Origin of the sequence: Afifella aestuarii (assembly GCF_004023665.1) — a bacterium.
Taxonomy (GTDB): Bacteria; Pseudomonadota; Alphaproteobacteria; order Rhizobiales; family Afifellaceae; genus Afifella; species Afifella aestuarii.
In genome coordinates, this window is the sequence record NZ_SAUF01000001.1 from 792,501 (window position 1) to 808,644 (window position 16,144).

General features: G+C 65.5%; 16 protein-coding genes and 1 riboswitch (1 of these 17 running past the window's edge). Of the genes, 7 read left to right on the forward strand and 9 right to left on the reverse strand.

All coding sequences use genetic code 11. The annotated features are described in order from the left end of the window. Positions 1 to 489 carry the 3' portion of a YiiX/YebB-like N1pC/P60 family cysteine hydrolase gene (locus tag EO094_RS03585; RefSeq protein WP_128290930.1) on the forward strand. 243 nt of this gene lie to the left of the window's left edge, so the window shows 489 of its 732 coding nt (coding positions 244-732); the start codon falls outside the window, past its left edge; the stop codon is at positions 487 to 489. Between the two features lie 297 nt (positions 490 to 786). Here the strand turns inward: EO094_RS03585 and EO094_RS03590 are convergent, their stop codons facing one another. Continuing rightward, positions 787 to 1,647, reverse strand: coding sequence for a LysR family transcriptional regulator (locus tag EO094_RS03590; protein ID WP_128290931.1), 861 nt, complete (start codon positions 1,645 to 1,647; stop codon positions 787 to 789). A gap of 95 nt (positions 1,648 to 1,742) precedes the next feature. Between EO094_RS03590 and EO094_RS03595 the strand changes: the two genes are divergently transcribed. After that, entirely contained in the window at positions 1,743 to 2,702 is a 960-nt protein-coding gene (locus EO094_RS03595) for a quinone oxidoreductase family protein (protein ID WP_128291799.1), read from the forward strand. A 58-nt stretch (positions 2,703 to 2,760) separates the two neighbouring features. Here the strand turns inward: EO094_RS03595 and EO094_RS03600 are convergent, their stop codons facing one another. Together EO094_RS03600 and EO094_RS03605 are read right to left on the reverse strand one after the other, a co-directional pair. Beyond that, a complete protein-coding gene (locus tag EO094_RS03600) occupies positions 2,761 to 3,366 on the reverse strand; it encodes a LysE family translocator (protein ID WP_128290932.1) in 606 nt (201 codons plus the stop codon). Next, on the reverse strand, positions 3,356 to 4,651 hold the full coding sequence (locus EO094_RS03605) for an MFS transporter (RefSeq protein ID WP_128290933.1): 1,296 nt from the start codon (positions 4,649 to 4,651) through the stop codon (positions 3,356 to 3,358). The genes EO094_RS03600 and EO094_RS03605 overlap by 11 nt, the downstream gene beginning before the upstream one ends. Before the next feature lie 258 nt (positions 4,652 to 4,909). Here EO094_RS03605 and EO094_RS03610 point away from each other — a divergent pair, with 258 nt between their 5' ends. Continuing rightward, positions 4,910 to 5,494: a DUF4865 family protein gene (locus EO094_RS03610; RefSeq protein ID WP_128290934.1), complete on the forward strand. Its 585-nt coding sequence runs from the start codon at positions 4,910 to 4,912 to the stop codon at positions 5,492 to 5,494. 36 nt (positions 5,495 to 5,530) lie between these two features. Next, positions 5,531 to 5,932: a VOC family protein gene (locus EO094_RS03615; protein ID WP_128290935.1), complete on the forward strand. Its 402-nt coding sequence runs from the start codon at positions 5,531 to 5,533 to the stop codon at positions 5,930 to 5,932. A gap of 61 nt (positions 5,933 to 5,993) precedes the next feature. Here EO094_RS03615 and EO094_RS03620 read toward each other — a convergent pair whose 3' ends face one another. The 4 genes from EO094_RS03620 to EO094_RS03635 form a co-directional block, all read right to left on the reverse strand. Beyond that, positions 5,994 to 6,644 carry a LysE family translocator gene (locus tag EO094_RS03620; protein WP_128290936.1) on the reverse strand — a complete coding sequence of 217 codons (651 nt, stop codon included), beginning with the start codon at positions 6,642 to 6,644 and terminating at the stop codon, positions 5,994 to 5,996. Next, positions 6,641 to 7,528 (reverse strand): LysR family transcriptional regulator, encoded by an 888-nt coding sequence (locus tag EO094_RS03625; protein ID WP_205649809.1) that lies wholly within the window; start codon positions 7,526 to 7,528, stop codon positions 6,641 to 6,643. Before EO094_RS03625 ends, EO094_RS03620 begins: the two co-directional genes overlap by 4 nt. A gap of 116 nt (positions 7,529 to 7,644) precedes the next feature. Beyond that, entirely contained in the window at positions 7,645 to 8,787 is a 1,143-nt protein-coding gene (locus EO094_RS03630) for a YbfB/YjiJ family MFS transporter (protein ID WP_246008351.1), read from the reverse strand. Further along, positions 8,774 to 9,673 carry a LysR family transcriptional regulator gene (locus EO094_RS03635; protein WP_128290937.1) on the reverse strand — a complete coding sequence of 300 codons (900 nt, stop codon included), beginning with the start codon at positions 9,671 to 9,673 and terminating at the stop codon, positions 8,774 to 8,776. Before EO094_RS03635 ends, EO094_RS03630 begins: the two co-directional genes overlap by 14 nt. A gap of 157 nt (positions 9,674 to 9,830) precedes the next feature. On the opposite strand from EO094_RS03635, the gene EO094_RS03640 reads away from it, so the two are divergent. Then, a complete protein-coding gene (locus tag EO094_RS03640; protein WP_128290938.1) occupies positions 9,831 to 11,006 on the forward strand; it encodes a winged helix-turn-helix domain-containing protein in 1,176 nt (391 codons plus the stop codon). Positions 11,007 to 11,048: 42 nt separating this feature from the next. Here the strand turns inward: EO094_RS03640 and EO094_RS03645 are convergent, their stop codons facing one another. Together EO094_RS03645 and EO094_RS03650 are read right to left on the reverse strand one after the other, a co-directional pair. After that, complete coding sequence (locus tag EO094_RS03645) at positions 11,049 to 11,591, reverse strand: GNAT family N-acetyltransferase (RefSeq protein ID WP_128290939.1); 543 nt, start codon at positions 11,589 to 11,591, stop codon at positions 11,049 to 11,051. Between the two features lie 82 nt (positions 11,592 to 11,673). Next, entirely contained in the window at positions 11,674 to 12,771 is a 1,098-nt protein-coding gene (locus tag EO094_RS03650) for an N-acetylglucosamine-6-phosphate deacetylase (protein WP_128290940.1), read from the reverse strand. 420 nt (positions 12,772 to 13,191) lie between these two features. Here EO094_RS03650 and EO094_RS03655 point away from each other — a divergent pair, with 420 nt between their 5' ends. Together EO094_RS03655 and EO094_RS03660 are read left to right on the forward strand one after the other, a co-directional pair. Then, complete coding sequence (locus EO094_RS03655) at positions 13,192 to 14,799, forward strand: DEAD/DEAH box helicase (RefSeq protein WP_128290941.1); 1,608 nt, start codon at positions 13,192 to 13,194, stop codon at positions 14,797 to 14,799. A 163-nt stretch (positions 14,800 to 14,962) separates the two neighbouring features. Next, a riboswitch (cobalamin riboswitch) is annotated at positions 14,963 to 15,175 on the forward strand. A 159-nt stretch (positions 15,176 to 15,334) separates the two neighbouring features. Then, a complete protein-coding gene (locus tag EO094_RS03660; RefSeq protein WP_128290942.1) occupies positions 15,335 to 16,132 on the forward strand; it encodes a DUF4198 domain-containing protein in 798 nt (265 codons plus the stop codon). Positions 16,133 to 16,144: the final 12 nt, after the last annotated feature.

Here is a 16,144-nt window from a genome sequence, read left to right on the forward strand (position 1 = left end):
ATTACCGGTGGAGGCCCTTATGTCATGCAATCCTCGCCGGAGACGCTGGGCGTCGACGAAATGCCTCTGGAGGACTTCATAGAGGCAGGAGTCGATCAGAAATTCGCGATCTATGTGACGAAGAAGGATTACCGTCCGGCCGGGCAGCTGAACAGTCCCGCCTCGCTCGCAGCCTATGACTATTACTACTTCCCCTACGATCATTTCTATCGGGCGGATTCGGAAGCGATTTACAGCGCGGAGCTGATTTTCAAGATCTTCAGGGATATCGGTCATCCGATCGGACATATGCGCAAGATCGCGGATCTGAACTTCGACACGGAGGCGGGTCGCCGATTTCTCCTGAACGACTGGCGTGCGCGCCCCGAGTGCCAATCGGGAGGCATGTCTCGGCAAGCGTGCTGGGAACGTATCCAAGCGGAGGCGATCGTCACGCCGAAGGATCTGGCCGAAGACGGGAAGCTGAAACTCTATCTGACGACTTTCTAGACGCCCGAGGAACGGGGGGAGAACCCGGGGGCGAGAAACGGGGCGCGGTCTCCGATCCGAACGCGGGGAGACACGCGACGGGCATGAGAGGTTTCTGCGGCGGCGCGACCGGTGGCGTTTCATGGGCCGGAGGAGCTTTCCGGCTGTGCGATGTGGCCGTCGGCAGACGCAAAACGCCCGGGCGTCCATTCCGATTGCGCCCAATGACGGGTCGTCGAGGGCCGACATGGGATCGGAGTTTCGCTTTCAAGCGTCAGTGGCGAAGGCCCCCGGAGGCGATTCTGAGAGCCTGCGACCTCAGCTGGTTCCATGCTCTTGAGTAAGCGCGGCCTTTAAAGCCTCGATCGTGACGCGGATCGTTTCCGCGGCCTTCATGTCGGAGTGAACCACCAGCCAGATGTCGCGCTGGAAGACGGGTCCATCGTCGCTCACGGCGACAAGCATCCCGTCCTCGTCAGCCATGAAATCCGGCAAGATCGCGATGCCGGCGCCGGACTTTGCTGCCGCAAGCTGGATTTCCGCGGTGCTGGCGGTGAAGGCGATGGGTCTGCCTGCGGCGATTTCGCGAAGTCTCACCTCTTGCGGCGCGGTCGCCATGGACCCGTCATAGCCAATGAACGTCCAGTCTGGCTCCGGCGTCTCCTCCAGATAGGCCGGGCTCGCATAGAGACGAAATGCCATCACGCCGAGTTTCGTGATCGTAAAATCCCCCGTCTCAGGGCGGCTCAGGCGGACGGCGATATCGGCCTCGCGTCTTTCCAGGGCGGAACTGCGGAATTCGCCGAGGAGACGGATCTCCAGTTTGGGATGGCGTTGTCGCAAAGCTGCGAGCGGCGCGGCAAGTCGGGCGGCCGCGTATGCCGGCGGGGCGCTGATGGCGACGTCTCCGCTCAATTCGGCGCGCGCTCCGGCCGCCGCGCGTGCGACCGCTTCGGCGCCCGATTCCATGGTCCGGGCGAGGGCCGCGATCCGCTCTCCGTCCGGCGTCAGTGTCAGACGCCGACCGCGCCGGTCGACCAGCTTGACGTGAAGATGCGCCTCGAGCGCGGCGATCCGGCGGGCGACCGTTGCATGCTCCACCCCGAGGATGCGCGCAGCGCCTGCGAGACTGCCATGGGTGGCAAAAACCGAATAATGGCGGAGGTTCTCCCAATCCATATGTCAATATATTCACAAGGCGAGTGCGGAAAAAGGGAATTTTCTCACGTCCTGTGAACCGCCATCATCGTGCCGAACAGATGGAGGCCCAGATGGTGGAGTTTGAGGTTCGGATTGCAGCGCCCGGCGGGCCGGAGGTGCTCGAGGTCGTAAAGGCGGAGCCCAGGGAGCCGGGTCCCGGCGGGATTTGCCTGCGCCAGCACGCCATTGGCGTCAGTTTCATCGACATCTATCACCGACGGGGGCTTTATCCGTTGCCGGCGCCAGGGATTCCCGGTGTCGAGGGCGCGGGGATCGTCGAGGCCATCGGGCCGGATGTCGAGGGACTTCGGGTCGGGGATCGTGTCGTCTATGCCGGCGCCCCCGGCGGCTACGCTTCAATGCGGCTCGTGCCCGCCTGGCGGGCCGTCCGGCTGCCGCCGGAGATCCCTTTCGAGGTTGCCGCGGCGTCGATGCTGCGGGGTCTGACCGCGCATATGTTGGTCACGGTCAGCCATCCCGTGCGGGACGGATCCGTCCTTCTCGTTCATGCCGCCGCCGGCGGCCTCGGCGTGATGCTGACCCGCTGGGCCAAAACGCTCGGGGCCGTGGTGATCGGAACCGTCAGTACGCCGGAGAAGGCGGCTTTCGCCACGGCCAATGGTGTCGATCACGTCATCGTCGGGCGCACCGCCGATGTGGTGCGCGAGGTTTCGGATCTGACGGGCGGACGGGGCGCCGATTTTGCAATCGATGGCATCGGCGGGGACATGCTGCGACAATCGCTGCGGAGCGTCCGCCCTTTTGGCGCCGTCGCCAGCATCGGTTGGGTCGCGGGCCCGGTCTCGCCGATCGGGGTCGATGAACTGGGAACGGCGACATTGGCGAAACCCAGCGTCATGGCCTATGCGGCCGATCAGGCGCGCTATCCGGAAGCCGCGAATGCGGTCATCGCGGCGTTCGGATCTGGGATCACCGCAGAGATCGGCGGGCGTTACCGACTGAACGAGGCGGCGAAAGCGCAGGCCGAGCTCGAGGCCGGGCACACGACCGGCAGCCTGGTTCTTCTGCCGTGAGGTGCGCTCCATCGGGCATGACGCGACGGCGCGACGTTGCCGGGCGCAGCGCCGGATATCATCCCTCCGAGGAAAGGAGGGCAAAACCGACGGATGCCACCAGCATGACCGCACAGACCACATTCACGGCGCGTCCGATCGCGGGGTCCGTCAAAATTCGTGAAAAGACCGCGCCAAAGGCGAGCCATGCCGTGTTGACGATGACGATGACGAGCGCGAGTGCGGCGAGCTTGTAGACGGCATCGGCCGTGAGATCGTCCGCGACGACGGTGTGGCCGGCATAGACCGCCCCGATCGCGGCAAAGGCCTTCGGATTTGCAATCGCCAGACTGAAGCCCGGCACGAAGGCCGGCGCCTCTTGCGCGCGCGGAGCGAGGGGCCCGGCGGGCGCGGTGGCGATTTTCCAGGCGAGATAGAGGATGTAGATCCCGGCGAGGATCGTCAGCGCCGTGAGCAAGACCGGCTGGGCCAGGATCAGCGTGGTCACGCCGGTTGCGATCATCAAGAGGACGCCGGCTGTACCCGTGATGATGCCGACGAGGTAGCCGAGGCTGGAGCGAAAGCCGAAGGCCATGCCGAGACCGGCAAGGCTCATCGTGGCGGGGCCGGGACTTCCCATGAGCGGAAGCGCCGCGAGCCAGAGCAGAAGAATTTCATTCGCCATAGGCGAGGCCCATGCGGGGAGCCGCGCGCTCCTGAACGAGAAGATGCGCGACGGCCGAGAGGATGCCAAGGCCGATCGCGAGATACCAGATCTGATCGTAACTTCCGTAGCGATCGAAGAACACGCCGCCGAGCCAGACCCCGGCGAAGCCGCCGAGCTGGTGGCTCAGGAACACGAAGCCGAACAGGGTTCCCATCGCGCGGGGGCCGAACATCGTTAAAACCAGCGCGCTCGTCAGCGGCACGGTCGACAGCCAGAGGCCGCCCATGACGAGTGCGAAGACCATGACCGAAGCGGGCGTCACCGGAAGCGAGATGAAGATGAGGATCGCGAGCGCCCGCAGCGCATAAATCGCGGCAAGCACATAGGGCTTCGGAAATCGCGTCCCGAGATGCGAGGCAAAGAGCGTGCCGAAGATGTTGGCGAAGCCGGCCAGGGCGAGCGCCTGGAGGCCGAGCGCCCGCAGCTCCGCCGCAGAGGCCGTCGAGACGCAGAAATTCTGCACGTAGTTCGGAAGGTGCGCGGTGATGAAGGCGAGATGGAAGCCGCAGACGAAGAACCCGGCACTGAGCAACGTATAGCTCGAATGTCCGAAGGCCTTTCGGACGGTTTGAGCGATCGACGCGCTGTCGGCATCGCCGATCCTCGGGCTGCCGTCGGTGACGTGTGCATGCAGAAACGGAATGCACAGGGCCATGGGGGCAAGCGCGAAGGTGACGACGACCAGCGTCATCCGCCAGTCGAGCCATTCGATCAACCAGGAGACGAGAAGCGGCAGGACGACCTGTCCCGTCGACCCCATGGCGGAGGTGATGCCGAGATAACGAGCGCGTTTCTCCACGGGCGCCGCCCGTCCGACCACCGCCAGGACGACGCCGAACGCCGTGCCGGAAATCCCCATACCGACGAGGAGGCCGGCGCCCAGATGCTGCGCCAGCGGCGTGGTGCCGACGACGGTCACCAGCATGCCGGCGACATAGCAGAGAAAGCCGAGCCACAGGGCGCGCCGGTCCCCGAACTTGTCGGCGATGATCCCGAAGCCCGGCTGCGCCAGGCCCCAGACGAGGTTCTGGATTGCGATCGACAGCGAGAAGACTTCGATACTGCCGCCAAAAAGGTCGCGCGACAGGGGCTCGATGATGCCGCCGAAGACCGATCGGACGCCGAAGGCCAAGGCGAGCACGACGCTGCCGGCGAGCACGATGATCAGGCTGCCGTGATCCTCAAGCCCGCGATTGTCGGTGCCGCGATTGTCATTGCCGATGGTCGGTCTGTTCGCGGTCATCTCGCGTCCGCCTTCTCACATCACCTGTCTGAACCGTGCGCGGGCAGATTGATCCCAATATCGGGATTGACCGGGAGGCTAGCAGCGCTCTAGACTTTTTAATAACGAATATTGATGAAGTGTGAATTTTGATTTCGTGAAGTATGTTCGGTCTTCCAGGTCGGCGCCAGGCGGTTGGGAAAAGCGACGTCCTGAGGGGGAGCTCCTTCACCGGAAAGCGATGCGGCAGAGGCTTCACCCGATACTAAAGACCCAGTCATGATGATCGCCCACTACTCCCACCGTTTGCCCGCCAGCTACGACATGGGCCTTATCCGCTCGCGGGTGAATGACCGCAGCGGCCAGTGGTCGGCGGTGCCGGATTTGTATTTCAAGGCTTTTCTCGTGCGGGAAATCGGCCGTCTCGGCGCCGTCGCAAACGACTATTCTTCCCTCTATCTCTGGCGCCAGGAGGACGCCTTTCGGACGTTTCTGAGCGATGGTGGGTTCGACGTCGTGACCCGTTCGTTCGGTCGTCCGTCCATAGCGACCTATGTCTCCTTGGAGGCCCGGCGCGGCGCCGGTGGGGACGCCAAGTTCCTTGCGATGAGCGAGAGCGACATTCCGGTCGATGCCGATTTGACGGCGGCTCTGGCGGGCGAAGGGGCGTGGTGCCGCGAGGCCGCTTCGGCCAGCGGCACCGTGGTGGCGACGGTGGGCGTGGACACGCGTTCGTGGCGGACCGTGCGGGTTTTGATCACGGAGGGGGAGAGTGCAGACCCGAAGGCGACGCGCTACGAGATCTGTCACCTGGCCCGCCCCCAGTTCGACACGCTGCCGCTCAGCGAAGCCGTCGGCGGGTGAGCGCCCGGTCTCGTCCGGAGCCGTGAGGATTGGTGCATGTTCAGCCACGTCACGCTCGGAACGAACGACATGGAACGGGCGGCAGCTTTTTACGACGCCTTGCTTGCGCCGCTCGGGCTGCGGCAGCGCGTTGTCGAGCCGGATGGGGGGCCTGAGGCACGTTGCTGGATTGCCGAAGGTCAGCAATTGCCGCGCTTTTATGTCTATGCCCCGTTCGACGGAGCGCCGGCGAGCGTGGGCAATGGCACGATGGTGGCTTTTGAAGCGCCATCCCACGCGGCGGTCGACAGTGCCTATGACGCGGGACTGGCTTCGGGGGGAGCGGATGCCGGGCGCCCCGGCCCGCGGCTGCATTATGGTGATGGATATTACGGCGCCTATCTCCGCGATCCGGACGGCAACAAAGTCCACGTCGTTCACAGGGGTGATCTGCGATGAGAGACATCTCCGGACGCCCTGGCGATGACCGAGGCGGCAGAGCATGGCGCCGGGCGGGCGCCTACCAGCTCGGCCGGTAGGTGAGGATCTTGACCGCGGCCGCGCCGAACAGAACGCCGAGCAGGGCATCGATCGGGCGCCGGATCGAGAGGTAGAACCGCGAGGCGGTTTGCGTGGAGAACAGATAGGCGTAGCCGACGAAGACCGTCATCGCGACGAACGCGCAAATGAGGATGACGGTCATCAGGAAGGCGGCGGGCGCCGTTTCGCCGACGCCCACCGACAAGGTCGCGAGCCAGACCAGAGGCGCCTTGGGATTTGTCAGGTGGAGCAGGAGCCCCTGCGCGAAGCAGCGCTTCAGGCTGCCTGTTCCTGCCGATTTGGGCGTGGCTGCGGGCCCCGCCGTGAAGGCCGAGCGCGCGGATCTCGCCGCGAGGAAGATCAGGTAGAGCCCCCCGGCCATTTTCAGCGCCAGGAAGAGCGTTGCCGAGGCTTTGAGCGCGGCGACAAATCCCAGTGCCGCGATCGAGGCCCAGACCATGGAGCCGAGAACCACGCCGCAGGACAGTGCGACGGCCGGGGCGCGGCCTCTCCCCATGGCCGTTCCCATGATCATCAACGTCGCCGGACCTGGGCTTGCGACGCCCACCGTGAAGATCGACAGGATGACGAGGAGGTTCGGCAGGTGCTGCCAGAGCGTATCCGTCGTCATGGGGTGGAATTCCGGTGCGGCGCCACGCGATCGATCGTTTCCCGGCGCAGCGCCTCGCAGAGATCATGCGCGGCGGGCGTCGCGTTTTGCGACCTGAGAAGCCTCAGCTCGATCGCAGGCAGCGTCGGCAATCCGAGACCGTCGTCGGCGCAAACGATGTCGTCGGGCAGACCATGCCCGGTTCTGACCGCGATCCCGAGCTTTGAGCGCAACGCACCCCAGATCCCGGGCAGGCTCGGTGTCGTCACCGACACGCGCCAGCGCCTGTCCGCCTTATCGAGTGCGGCAAGCGTCGCCTGCCGGAAGAGGCAGGGGTGATCGAACATCACCAGCGGAACCCTGTCCTGCATGCTCTGGCCGGCAACGGCTTTGTGCATGAGCCATCGCATCGGCAGACGGCCGAGAGGCTCTCCGTCGCCGCCGGCGCCTTCCGGGTAAAAGACGATCGCCCCATCGAGACGCCCGGCCCGGATTTCATCACTCAGAGTGTGGTTCGGACCGGCGCGGACTTCCACATGCGCCTCGGAATGGTCCGCCGCGAACGCGGTGAGCGTGGCCGGCATCACATCGTCGAAGAAATCCTGCGGCAAACCCAGACGCACGGTCTCCGAGGCGACCGCTGCACCCAATGTGCGCGCGGCTTCGTCATTGAGGGTGACGATCTGGCGGGCGTAGGCGGCCAGAGCCTCTCCGGCTTCGGTCGGAACCAGGCCTCTGCCCTTTCGGACGAAGAGCTGGGTGCCCGCCTGTTGCTCGAGCTTTTTGAGCTGCATGCTGATCGCCGACTGCGACCGCCCGAGCTCGACCGCCGCCCGCGCGAAACTGCGCAACTCGATGCCGGCCACCACGGCCCGCAAAGCCTCGATATCGAAGGCTGGATTCACTTACCGATTCCTGAAGTGGAAGTTCAAAGATATTCGCTATTCAAAAGCGTAGGGTGCTATCAGCCTCGGCGTCAATCCCGATGTGTGCGGATTGCGCCCGGCCAGCAGATCCCCCCTCAGCGCTTCCAAGAGATCAGGGCGGCGATGAAGAGCGCGGCGCTGGCGATCAGGAGCGACGTGTCGAAGGACTGGCTCTGGCGATAGAGCGCATTGGTGACGAGGGGGCCGACGATCTGGCCGACCCCGTAGGAGGCCGTCATCACCGCCAGGATGTTGACGCGGGCCTTGGCTGCGATCTTGCGGGCGGCGGGCATGGCGATGGTCACCGTCCCCATAAAAGTGCCGCCGACGAGAAGCGCGCTCGTGAGCGAGGCCGCCGGCATATGGATGACCGGCAGGCCGACGCCGACGGCCTGGACCAGCAGATTGGCGACGAGGCTCTTTGCGGTTCCGAGCTGCCGATGAAGGGCGTGCCAGAAAAAGCAGGACGGCACGGCGCCGAGCCCGAACACGGCCCAGATGTGCAGCGGATTGAGGTCCGCAAACGAGGTCCGCACGAGGAGCGGCAGGTAGGTCGCGGTGATGATGTAGCCGAAGCCCGCGAGCCCGTAGACGAGGACGAGGCGGGCTGCTCCGAACGGGACCGAGGCCTCGCCGTCGACCTCATGCGGCAAGGCCGGCGCCGGGGCACTGTCGACGCGGGCCTGCAGGATGATCGTGAGAACCGTGAGCGCCAGTGCCGCGGCCGCGAGAACGAGCCAGATGGCGGGGCTTTGCAGATCGAGGACATCGCCCGCCGCGACGAGTTCGGCGGAGACGAGGATGCCGAGGCCAACGCCGGCGAAGAGGGCCGGGGCGCCGTCGTGATGCCCGCGTTCATGGATCAGCCAATGGGAGGCGGCGACCATGGCGACGGCGCTGAAGATGCCGGCGAAGCCGCGCACGGCGACGATGAGCCATTCCGGCAGCGGCAGGCCGAGTGCCGCCAGTGAGGCGACGGTCGCGATGGCGGAAAAGGCGCAGAGCTTGCGGCCGGCTGCGCCCGTGACGAGGCCCAAAAGCAGCGCTCCGATGAGGTAACCGGCATAATTGGCGGATGCGGCGTAGGAACCGCCTTCGACGGAGATCTGGCCGCTCTTGACCATCAACGGATAGAGGCCGGTGAAGGCGAAGCGGCCGAAACCCATGCCGATGACGAGGATGAGGGCGGCGGCGATCCCCGCCAGCCGTTCATTGGGTGGCATCTTATTGCGGGGCATAGGGGCTCTCGGCGATGTCCGAGAAAGCACGAAGCGTCTCGCGGAATTGCAGGACAGCCGGGGTCTTAAAGCCCGGCCTTTCGGCGAAACAGGTGTCGATCTTCATCAACGGCTTGATCGTGAATTGATCGGCATCCGGCACGAGATCGAGAACGCTGCGCGGCAGCAGCGAGAAGCAGGTTCCTGCCGCGGTGAGGGCGACCATGGCGTGGTAGGATCTGACCTCCTGGAACTGAAGCCGTGCGGGCGTGGTGCCGCCATCCGTCACCCATTCCTCGGCAAGCCGGCGATAGGTGCAGCCGGGCGCGAATGCGGCAAGCGCGCGGGGCTTGATCTCCTCAGAGCGTTCGATTTCCGGGTGCCCGGGCGGCAGCAGGAGCACGAGCTCTTCGCGAAAGAGCGGCGTCGTCGCCACCTCGTCGGGGCCAAACCCCGCGTCGTCCGGCGGCAGGGCGATCAAGGCGCAGTCGATCCGATGCGCGAGCAGGGCGTCGACGAGCTGGCGGGTCGGCGCCGTGACGAGCTCGATCGTCACTTCCGGCCATTTTGCGTTGAACTCGGCCAAGGGCAGGGGCAGGCGGGCCGCGACGGTCGATTCCATCGAGCCGATGCGCAGAGTGCCGACGGGCTCTTTCGGATTGACGACCTGTTCTGCTTCCTCCGCGAGATTGAGGATGCGCTCGGCATAGTCGAGATAGGCCACGCCCTCGGCCGTGAGCGTCATGGCCTTTCTGTCGCGCTGAAACAGCGGCACGCCGATCTCGGCCTCGAGTTGCTGAATGCGCGTGGTGACGTTCGAAGGCACCCGCCCGAGGAGATGAGCCGTGCGGGTGATGCTCCCTTCCCTGGCCACGGTGCGGAAGATGGCGAGCGATGCCAGATCCAAAGAAATTCTCCAATTCAAAATATATCGGCCAGTTTGTTCATTTAATAAGAATAAGAGTCAACGGCTTTTTCCGTCCGAAGAACGTTTCCGGCCCGTGCCGGGTATGCGAGACGGTCTGCTAGGGTGTCAGGAAAGATAAGGGCGCCGCAGGAACGGAATGGATCATCTCGACAGGATCAGCATGGCCGAAGCGCGCCGGATCGCGCTCGGGGCACAGGGCTTTGGTGCCGCCCGTTCGGCCAATCCGACCTCTGCCAGTTTGCGCCGGGTTCTCGACCGGGTTCAGCTTCACCAGATCGACAGCGTCAACGTTCTGGCGCGGGCGCATTACCTTCCGGCCTTTTCCCGGCTCGGCGCCTATGACCGCGATCTTCTCGACAGGCTTGCTTGGGGACCAAAACGGCAGCGCAAATTGTTCGAATACTGGGCGCACGAAGCCTCGCTCGTGCCGTTCGAGGTGCAGCCTTTGCTGCGCTGGCGCATGGCGCAGGCCGATCGCGGCGAGGCGGGCTGGACCTCGATGCGCCGATTTGCGCGCGAGCATCGGGCGGAAGCCATGGCGGTGCTTCAGCGGATCCGTGAGGAGGGGCCGCTGTCCGTCTCCGACTTCGAGGCGCATAAGGGCCGTCCGGGCTGGTGGGAATGGAGCGGCACCAAGCGGGCGCTCGAATGGCTGTTCTGGGCAGGTCACCTGACGACGGCGACGCGACGCGGAAACTTCCAGCGGGTCTACGACCTTCCCGAGCGCGTCCTGCCCGCCTCTGTCCTCGATCAGCCGACGCCTTCTGAGGCGGATGCCCATCGCGCCTTGATCGAGCGTGCCGCACGGGCGCACGGCATCGCGACGGATCGCGAATTGCGGGATTATTTCCGGCAACCGCCGGGGCCGGCACAAGAGGCGATATCCTCGCTTGCCGAGGACGGGGTCCTGTTGCCCGTGAGCGTGCCGGGCTGGCGTCACGCCTGGCTCCACCGCGGTGCCCGCCGCCCGCGCCGGATCAACGCGACGGCGCTGCTTGCCCCGTTCGATCCGCTGGTCTGGGAAAGAGATCGCGCCGAGCGCCTCTTCGGCTTCCGCTACCGCATCGAGATCTATGTGCCGGCGGACAAGCGCCAGTACGGCTATTATGTGCTGCCGTTCCTGTTCGGCGACAATCTGGTGGCCCGCGTCGATCTCAAGGCAGACAGACCGAACACACGGCTTCTCGTGCAGTCGGTGCATTTCGAGGAGGATGCGCCGGACGAAAGCCGCGACGCGCTCTCCGGCGAACTCGAAAAGATGGCGGCGTGGCTCGGGCTCGACGAGGTGTCTTTCGCGCCCGGAAGGGCGTGACGGCGTGGCGCCGGAGCGCGGCCCGGGACTGTCCGCGGCGTGTCAGAGCCCGGCCCTGCTCTCCCATTCCTTGCGCAGGATTGCGTATTGCATGGTGTTTTCTAAGATCGGATTGCCGGCCTCGTCCTTCATGAACGAGACGTATTCGATGAAGAGGCCTTCGCGGCGCATGCCGAGCCGTTCGCAGAGGTGCTGCGAGGGATAATTGGTGTCCTCGACATAGGCATAGAGACGGCGCGCGCCTTTTGTCGTGAAGAGATGCGCGAAGAGGGCGCGGGCGGCCTCCGTCGCATATCCCGCGCCGGAGAAAGCCTTGTTGAAGTTCCAGCCAAGCGCATAGGTGTCGTCGCCTTCCAAAACGGCGAAGAGATCGCCGATCATCTCGCCCGTGTCGCGAAGGCAGACGGCGACATCGCTGTCGCTTTCGGCGCGCCTTTTCACCTCGTCTTCCGCCGCGGCGAGATCGGCGAGACGCATGGAGAAAAAGCAGCTGACCGCCGGCTCCTGCAAATAGGCGAAGAGGCTGGGCGCGTCGCGCTTCTCGAAACGCCTGAGGATCAGCCGGTCCGTCTCGATAGGCTGCATTTGTCCCTCTCTACGCGGTTGGCGCTGTGTCTCGATGAAAGCGAGGCCTGGCGCGCGATCGTGTCAGCGGTGCGGCGGCGCCTCAGATGCCGATGCGGGTCAGGTCCGTATCGAGGGCGAGGATTTCGCCGACGGGGCGGCCGGGCTCGAGGGTCGGAGGGACGAGCCGCATCGCCGCATTCGGGATGTCGGTCGCCATGGCGACGGCCTCTTCGAGGGGGAGGCCGACATGGAAGACGGCGTTCCTGAGGCAGGTGAGAAGGTCGACATGGGCGCCGGCAAGAGCGCCCGCCGCATTGACGAGGGCCCCATCGCGGACGCGAATTTCCTCGCCATAGAGGACGAAATGGTCGGGCCCGCCGACCGTCGCCATGGCGTCGGAGACGAGGAAGGTGCGGTTTCTGAGCGGACGGGCGCGGCAGGCGATCGCGACCATCGGCCAGGAGACATGATGGCCGTCGACGATGATGCCGGCATAGGCGTCGCTCGCGAGCGCCGTGCCGAGGAGGCCGGGCGCGCGCGAGGTCATGGGCGGCATGGCGTTGTAGAGATGCGTGAAGCAGGCAATGCCCGCGGCAAGGCCAGCCTCCGTCTCCGCGGCATCGGCGGCGCTGTGGCCGGCGGAGACGACGACGCCCATCGCCGCGATTTCACGGATGAGGTCCGGGGGGACGATTTCCGGCGCGAGCGTCAGCATGACCGGGATATCCGCGGCGCGAAGACGTTCCAAGATCGCCAGGGTGGCGCGATCCATCGGCCGCATATGGGTGGCGTCGTGGGTGCCCTTGCGCTCCGGGTTGAGGTGCGGGCCTTCCAGATGCAGGCCGAGGAGACCCGGCATGCCCCAGGCCTCGATCACCGCCTCGGCGGTCGCGCGCATGCGTTCGGCCGTCGTGGTGATGAGGGTCGGCATCAGGAAGCCGGTGCCGAGGCGCCGCTGGGCTGCGATGATCGTCTCGATCGCGGCGGGGCTCGCATCGGAATTGAGCATGACGCCGCCGCTGCCGTTGACCTGAAGGTCGGTGAGGGCGGGGATGAGGAGATGCGGGGTGAGATCGGGCGTCTCACGCGGGCCAAGCGGCCGGATGCGGTCGATCGCGCCCGCCTCGATCTCCACGGCAAGGCCGGTCTCAAAGCGGCCATCCTTCCAAAGACGGGTCGGAGCGATAAGGCGGGTCACGAGACGAGATCCTCTGAAAGGCCGGGGCGAAGCCGATGTGCAGCCGGCGCGGAGGCTGCGAAATGCCAAGGGTTCGGACGCTCTGTCCGGCCGGCGCGCGAATGGACCGGAGATACGCGCGCCGGCGGGTGCCGGCAAGAGAAGCGGCGGCTTCAAATGCCTCGCTCATGCAAGCTTCGGCGGCAGGGAACGCGATTGCGGTTGCCAATTGCCGCAAGGCGTGGTTCAAGGGCGTGATGACCCCGCGCGTAGAGGCGTTCGTCGCCGTCGGTGGTCACAAGCAACTTTCCGTATCGATCGTTGCCCCGAAGGCGCCCGTTGAGGCGTAAGCTCCCGGCAGCTGATCTACGCAGGCTTCCAAAACCAAGTGACACAGCTCGCGCCGGCCGTCTCAGGCTGGCCGCGACGAGAAAGCTCATATTGACACTTTTCAATGAACTCGGCCTCGCCGAGCCGATCCTTCGTGCCGTTGCCGCCGAAGGCTATACCAATCCGACTCCGATTCAGGAGCAGGTCATCCCGACCATGCTTGCCGGCCGCGATCTTCTCGGCACGGCGCAGACGGGAACCGGCAAGACGGCGTCCTTCGTGCTGCCGCTGCTCGACAAGCTCAGCCGCACCATGGTGCCGGCCGCGCCGCGCACATGCCATGCCCTCATCGTCGTGCCGACGCGCGAGCTTGCCCAGCAGGTCGCCGACAGCGTGCGCAATTATGGGCGCTTCGTGAACATGTCCTCGGCGGTCGTCATCGGCGGCGCCCGGCCCGGACCGCAGGTGAAGGCGCTGTCGCGCGGTGTCGATTTCATCATCGCGACGCCTGGCCGTCTTCTTGACCATATGCAGACCGGCGCCGTCCGTCTCGACCAGACCAACGTCGTCGTGCTCGACGAGGCCGATCAGATGCTCGACCTCGGCTTCATGCCGGCGATCCGCAAGATCCTGGCCAAGATGCCGCGCGAGCGCCAGACGGTTCTCCTCTCGGCGACGATGCCGCCGGCGATCCGCAAGCTCGCGGGCGATTTTCTCCACCAGCCGGCGGAAATCTCCGTCGCCCCGGTGTCGCGCCCGATCGAGCAGATCGCACAAAGCGTCATCAACGTGGCGAGTGCCGGCAAGCGCGACATGCTCGTCGATCTCCTCGGCGCTGCCGATATGGAGCGGGCGATCGTCTTCACGCGCACCAAGCGCGGTGCCGACAAGGTGAGCCAGCATCTCGACAAGGCGGGCCTGCGCTCGGCGGCGATCCACGGCAACAAGAGCCAGAATCAGCGTGAAAAGGCGCTCGGTGCCTTCCGCAACGGCCGTGTCGCCGTTCTGGTCGCCACCGATATCGCAGCGCGCGGCATCGACATCGACGACGTTTCGCATGTCGTCAATTTCGAGCTGCCGAACGTGCCGGAAGCGTATGTGCACCGCATCGGGCGGACCGCGCGCGCCGGCAAGAGTGGCATCGCGATCTCGCTGTGCGATCATTCCGAGCGGGGTCTTCTGCGCGATATCGAAAAGCTGATCGGCAAGAGGATCGACGCGCATGGCGCGGCCCCTCGGCGTGAGGCAGTCGCGAACCAGGCCGGGGCCGAGGTAGTCGGTGAAACCGATGAGGCGCCGTCTGCAGGCGTGCGCCAGCAGGCGGGCGAGCGGCGCGACGAAAGATCACGCCAGCCCGGCAAGCGCAATTCTCCCTCACGCAACCGCCGGCGTTCGGGCAACAAACCCGCGGCCTTCGAAGCTCGCTCCGATGGGCGCAACGAAGGGCGGAGCGAAGGGCGGAATGAAGGCCGCAACGGCGACGCCCCGAAAGGCGGCCGCAACCGCAGGCCGGAAGGTGCCGAAGGAGGCCGTTCGGCCAAGCGGGCCGAGGGCGGCGCGCCCAAGAGCCGCAAAGGTGGCTCGGATGGCCGGCGTGACGGGGCCCGCCGCGACGGCGGCCGCGGCAACGAGGGCGCCCAGGCCGGTCTGGAGCGGATGCTGCGCAAGAGCAGCAAGCCAAAAACCGGGGCGGGCGACAAGCAGGTCGCCGCGCGCTGAAGACAGCGACGCCACGCAAGTTTGAGAGGGCCGGCCGCCATGTGCGGTCGGCCTTTTTTGTGCCCTCGGGCACCCTTCGGCGTGGTCCGTTGCCGGCAAAGGAACGCCGTGTCGGGCATGGCTGCTCAACGTGCACGGCATTGACAATTATGGCCATTCGCCGGCAGATGGGGGCGTCAACGGTTTCCGGACGCAAAGCGACCGGATTAAAAGGGAACACGGTGAGGCGTACCCAGCAGGGACCAAAACCGTGGCTGCCCCCGCAACTGTGAGCGGCGAGCAGGGCTTCAACATGTCACTGGCGCATTGGCGCTGGGAAGACGAAGCCATGCTGTGACCCGCAAGCCAGGAGACCTGCCGCTGACGCGCGACGCCGGGCCACCGGTGCCGCACCGCAACGGACGCCGGGGTGAGCGTCTGGCGGTGGAACGGCGCCAGGAATCCGATTTGCGCCCAATCCTCGCCAAAACCCCGATCGTCCTTTCCGCATCACTGTCGCGGTTCGTCCGCTGCAGTCATTGGAGAGACGATACGAATGAACCTTCGTAAGTTTGCCTGTGCCGCCCTCACATCGGCGGCGTTTCTTCTTCCCGCCGCAGCCGAAGCGCATTTTCAGCTGATCTATACGCCCGAGGTGAATCTCGCCGAGCCGGGCGACGTGCCGCTGAAGCTCATCTTCTGGCATCCCTTCGAGAACGGCCATGTCATGGATATGGGCGCGCCGGAAGAGTTCTACGCCGTCTTCCGCGGCAAGAAGATCGATCTCAAGGACAGCCTGAAGCCGATCTCCTTCGAGGGGCTGGAAAACAGCGCGCAAGCCTTCGATGCCACGCTGCCGGCGAAGCGCGCCGGCGATTACACGCTCGTCGTCGTGCCTCAGCCCTATTACGAGGAGAGCGAGGACATCTACATCCAGCAGATCGCCAAGGCCTATCTGAACCGGGCGCAATTGCCGACCGATTGGGCCGAGCCCAAAGGGCTTGCGACGGAAATCGTGCCGCTCGATCGCCCGACCAACATTCTGGCCGGCTCCACCTTTACGGGCCGCGTCCTGTCGGAAGGCAAGCCGGTCGCGGGTGCCGAGATCGAAGTCGAATACATGGCGGCCGAGCCCTCCATGGACGAGAACAAGCCCACCGAACCCAAAGCCTCGCCGATGCCGGGCGGTGCCGTCATCGCGATGAGCGACGAGAACGGCTACTTCACCTTCGGCGTCCCCAAGGCCGGGTTCTGGGGCTTTGCCGCGCTCGGTTCGGGTCCGAAGACGGAGTTCGAGGGCAAAGAGCTCTCGCAGGACGCCGTCATCTGGGTGCGCGCCTACGACGTCGAATGACGGCAGGAGGGA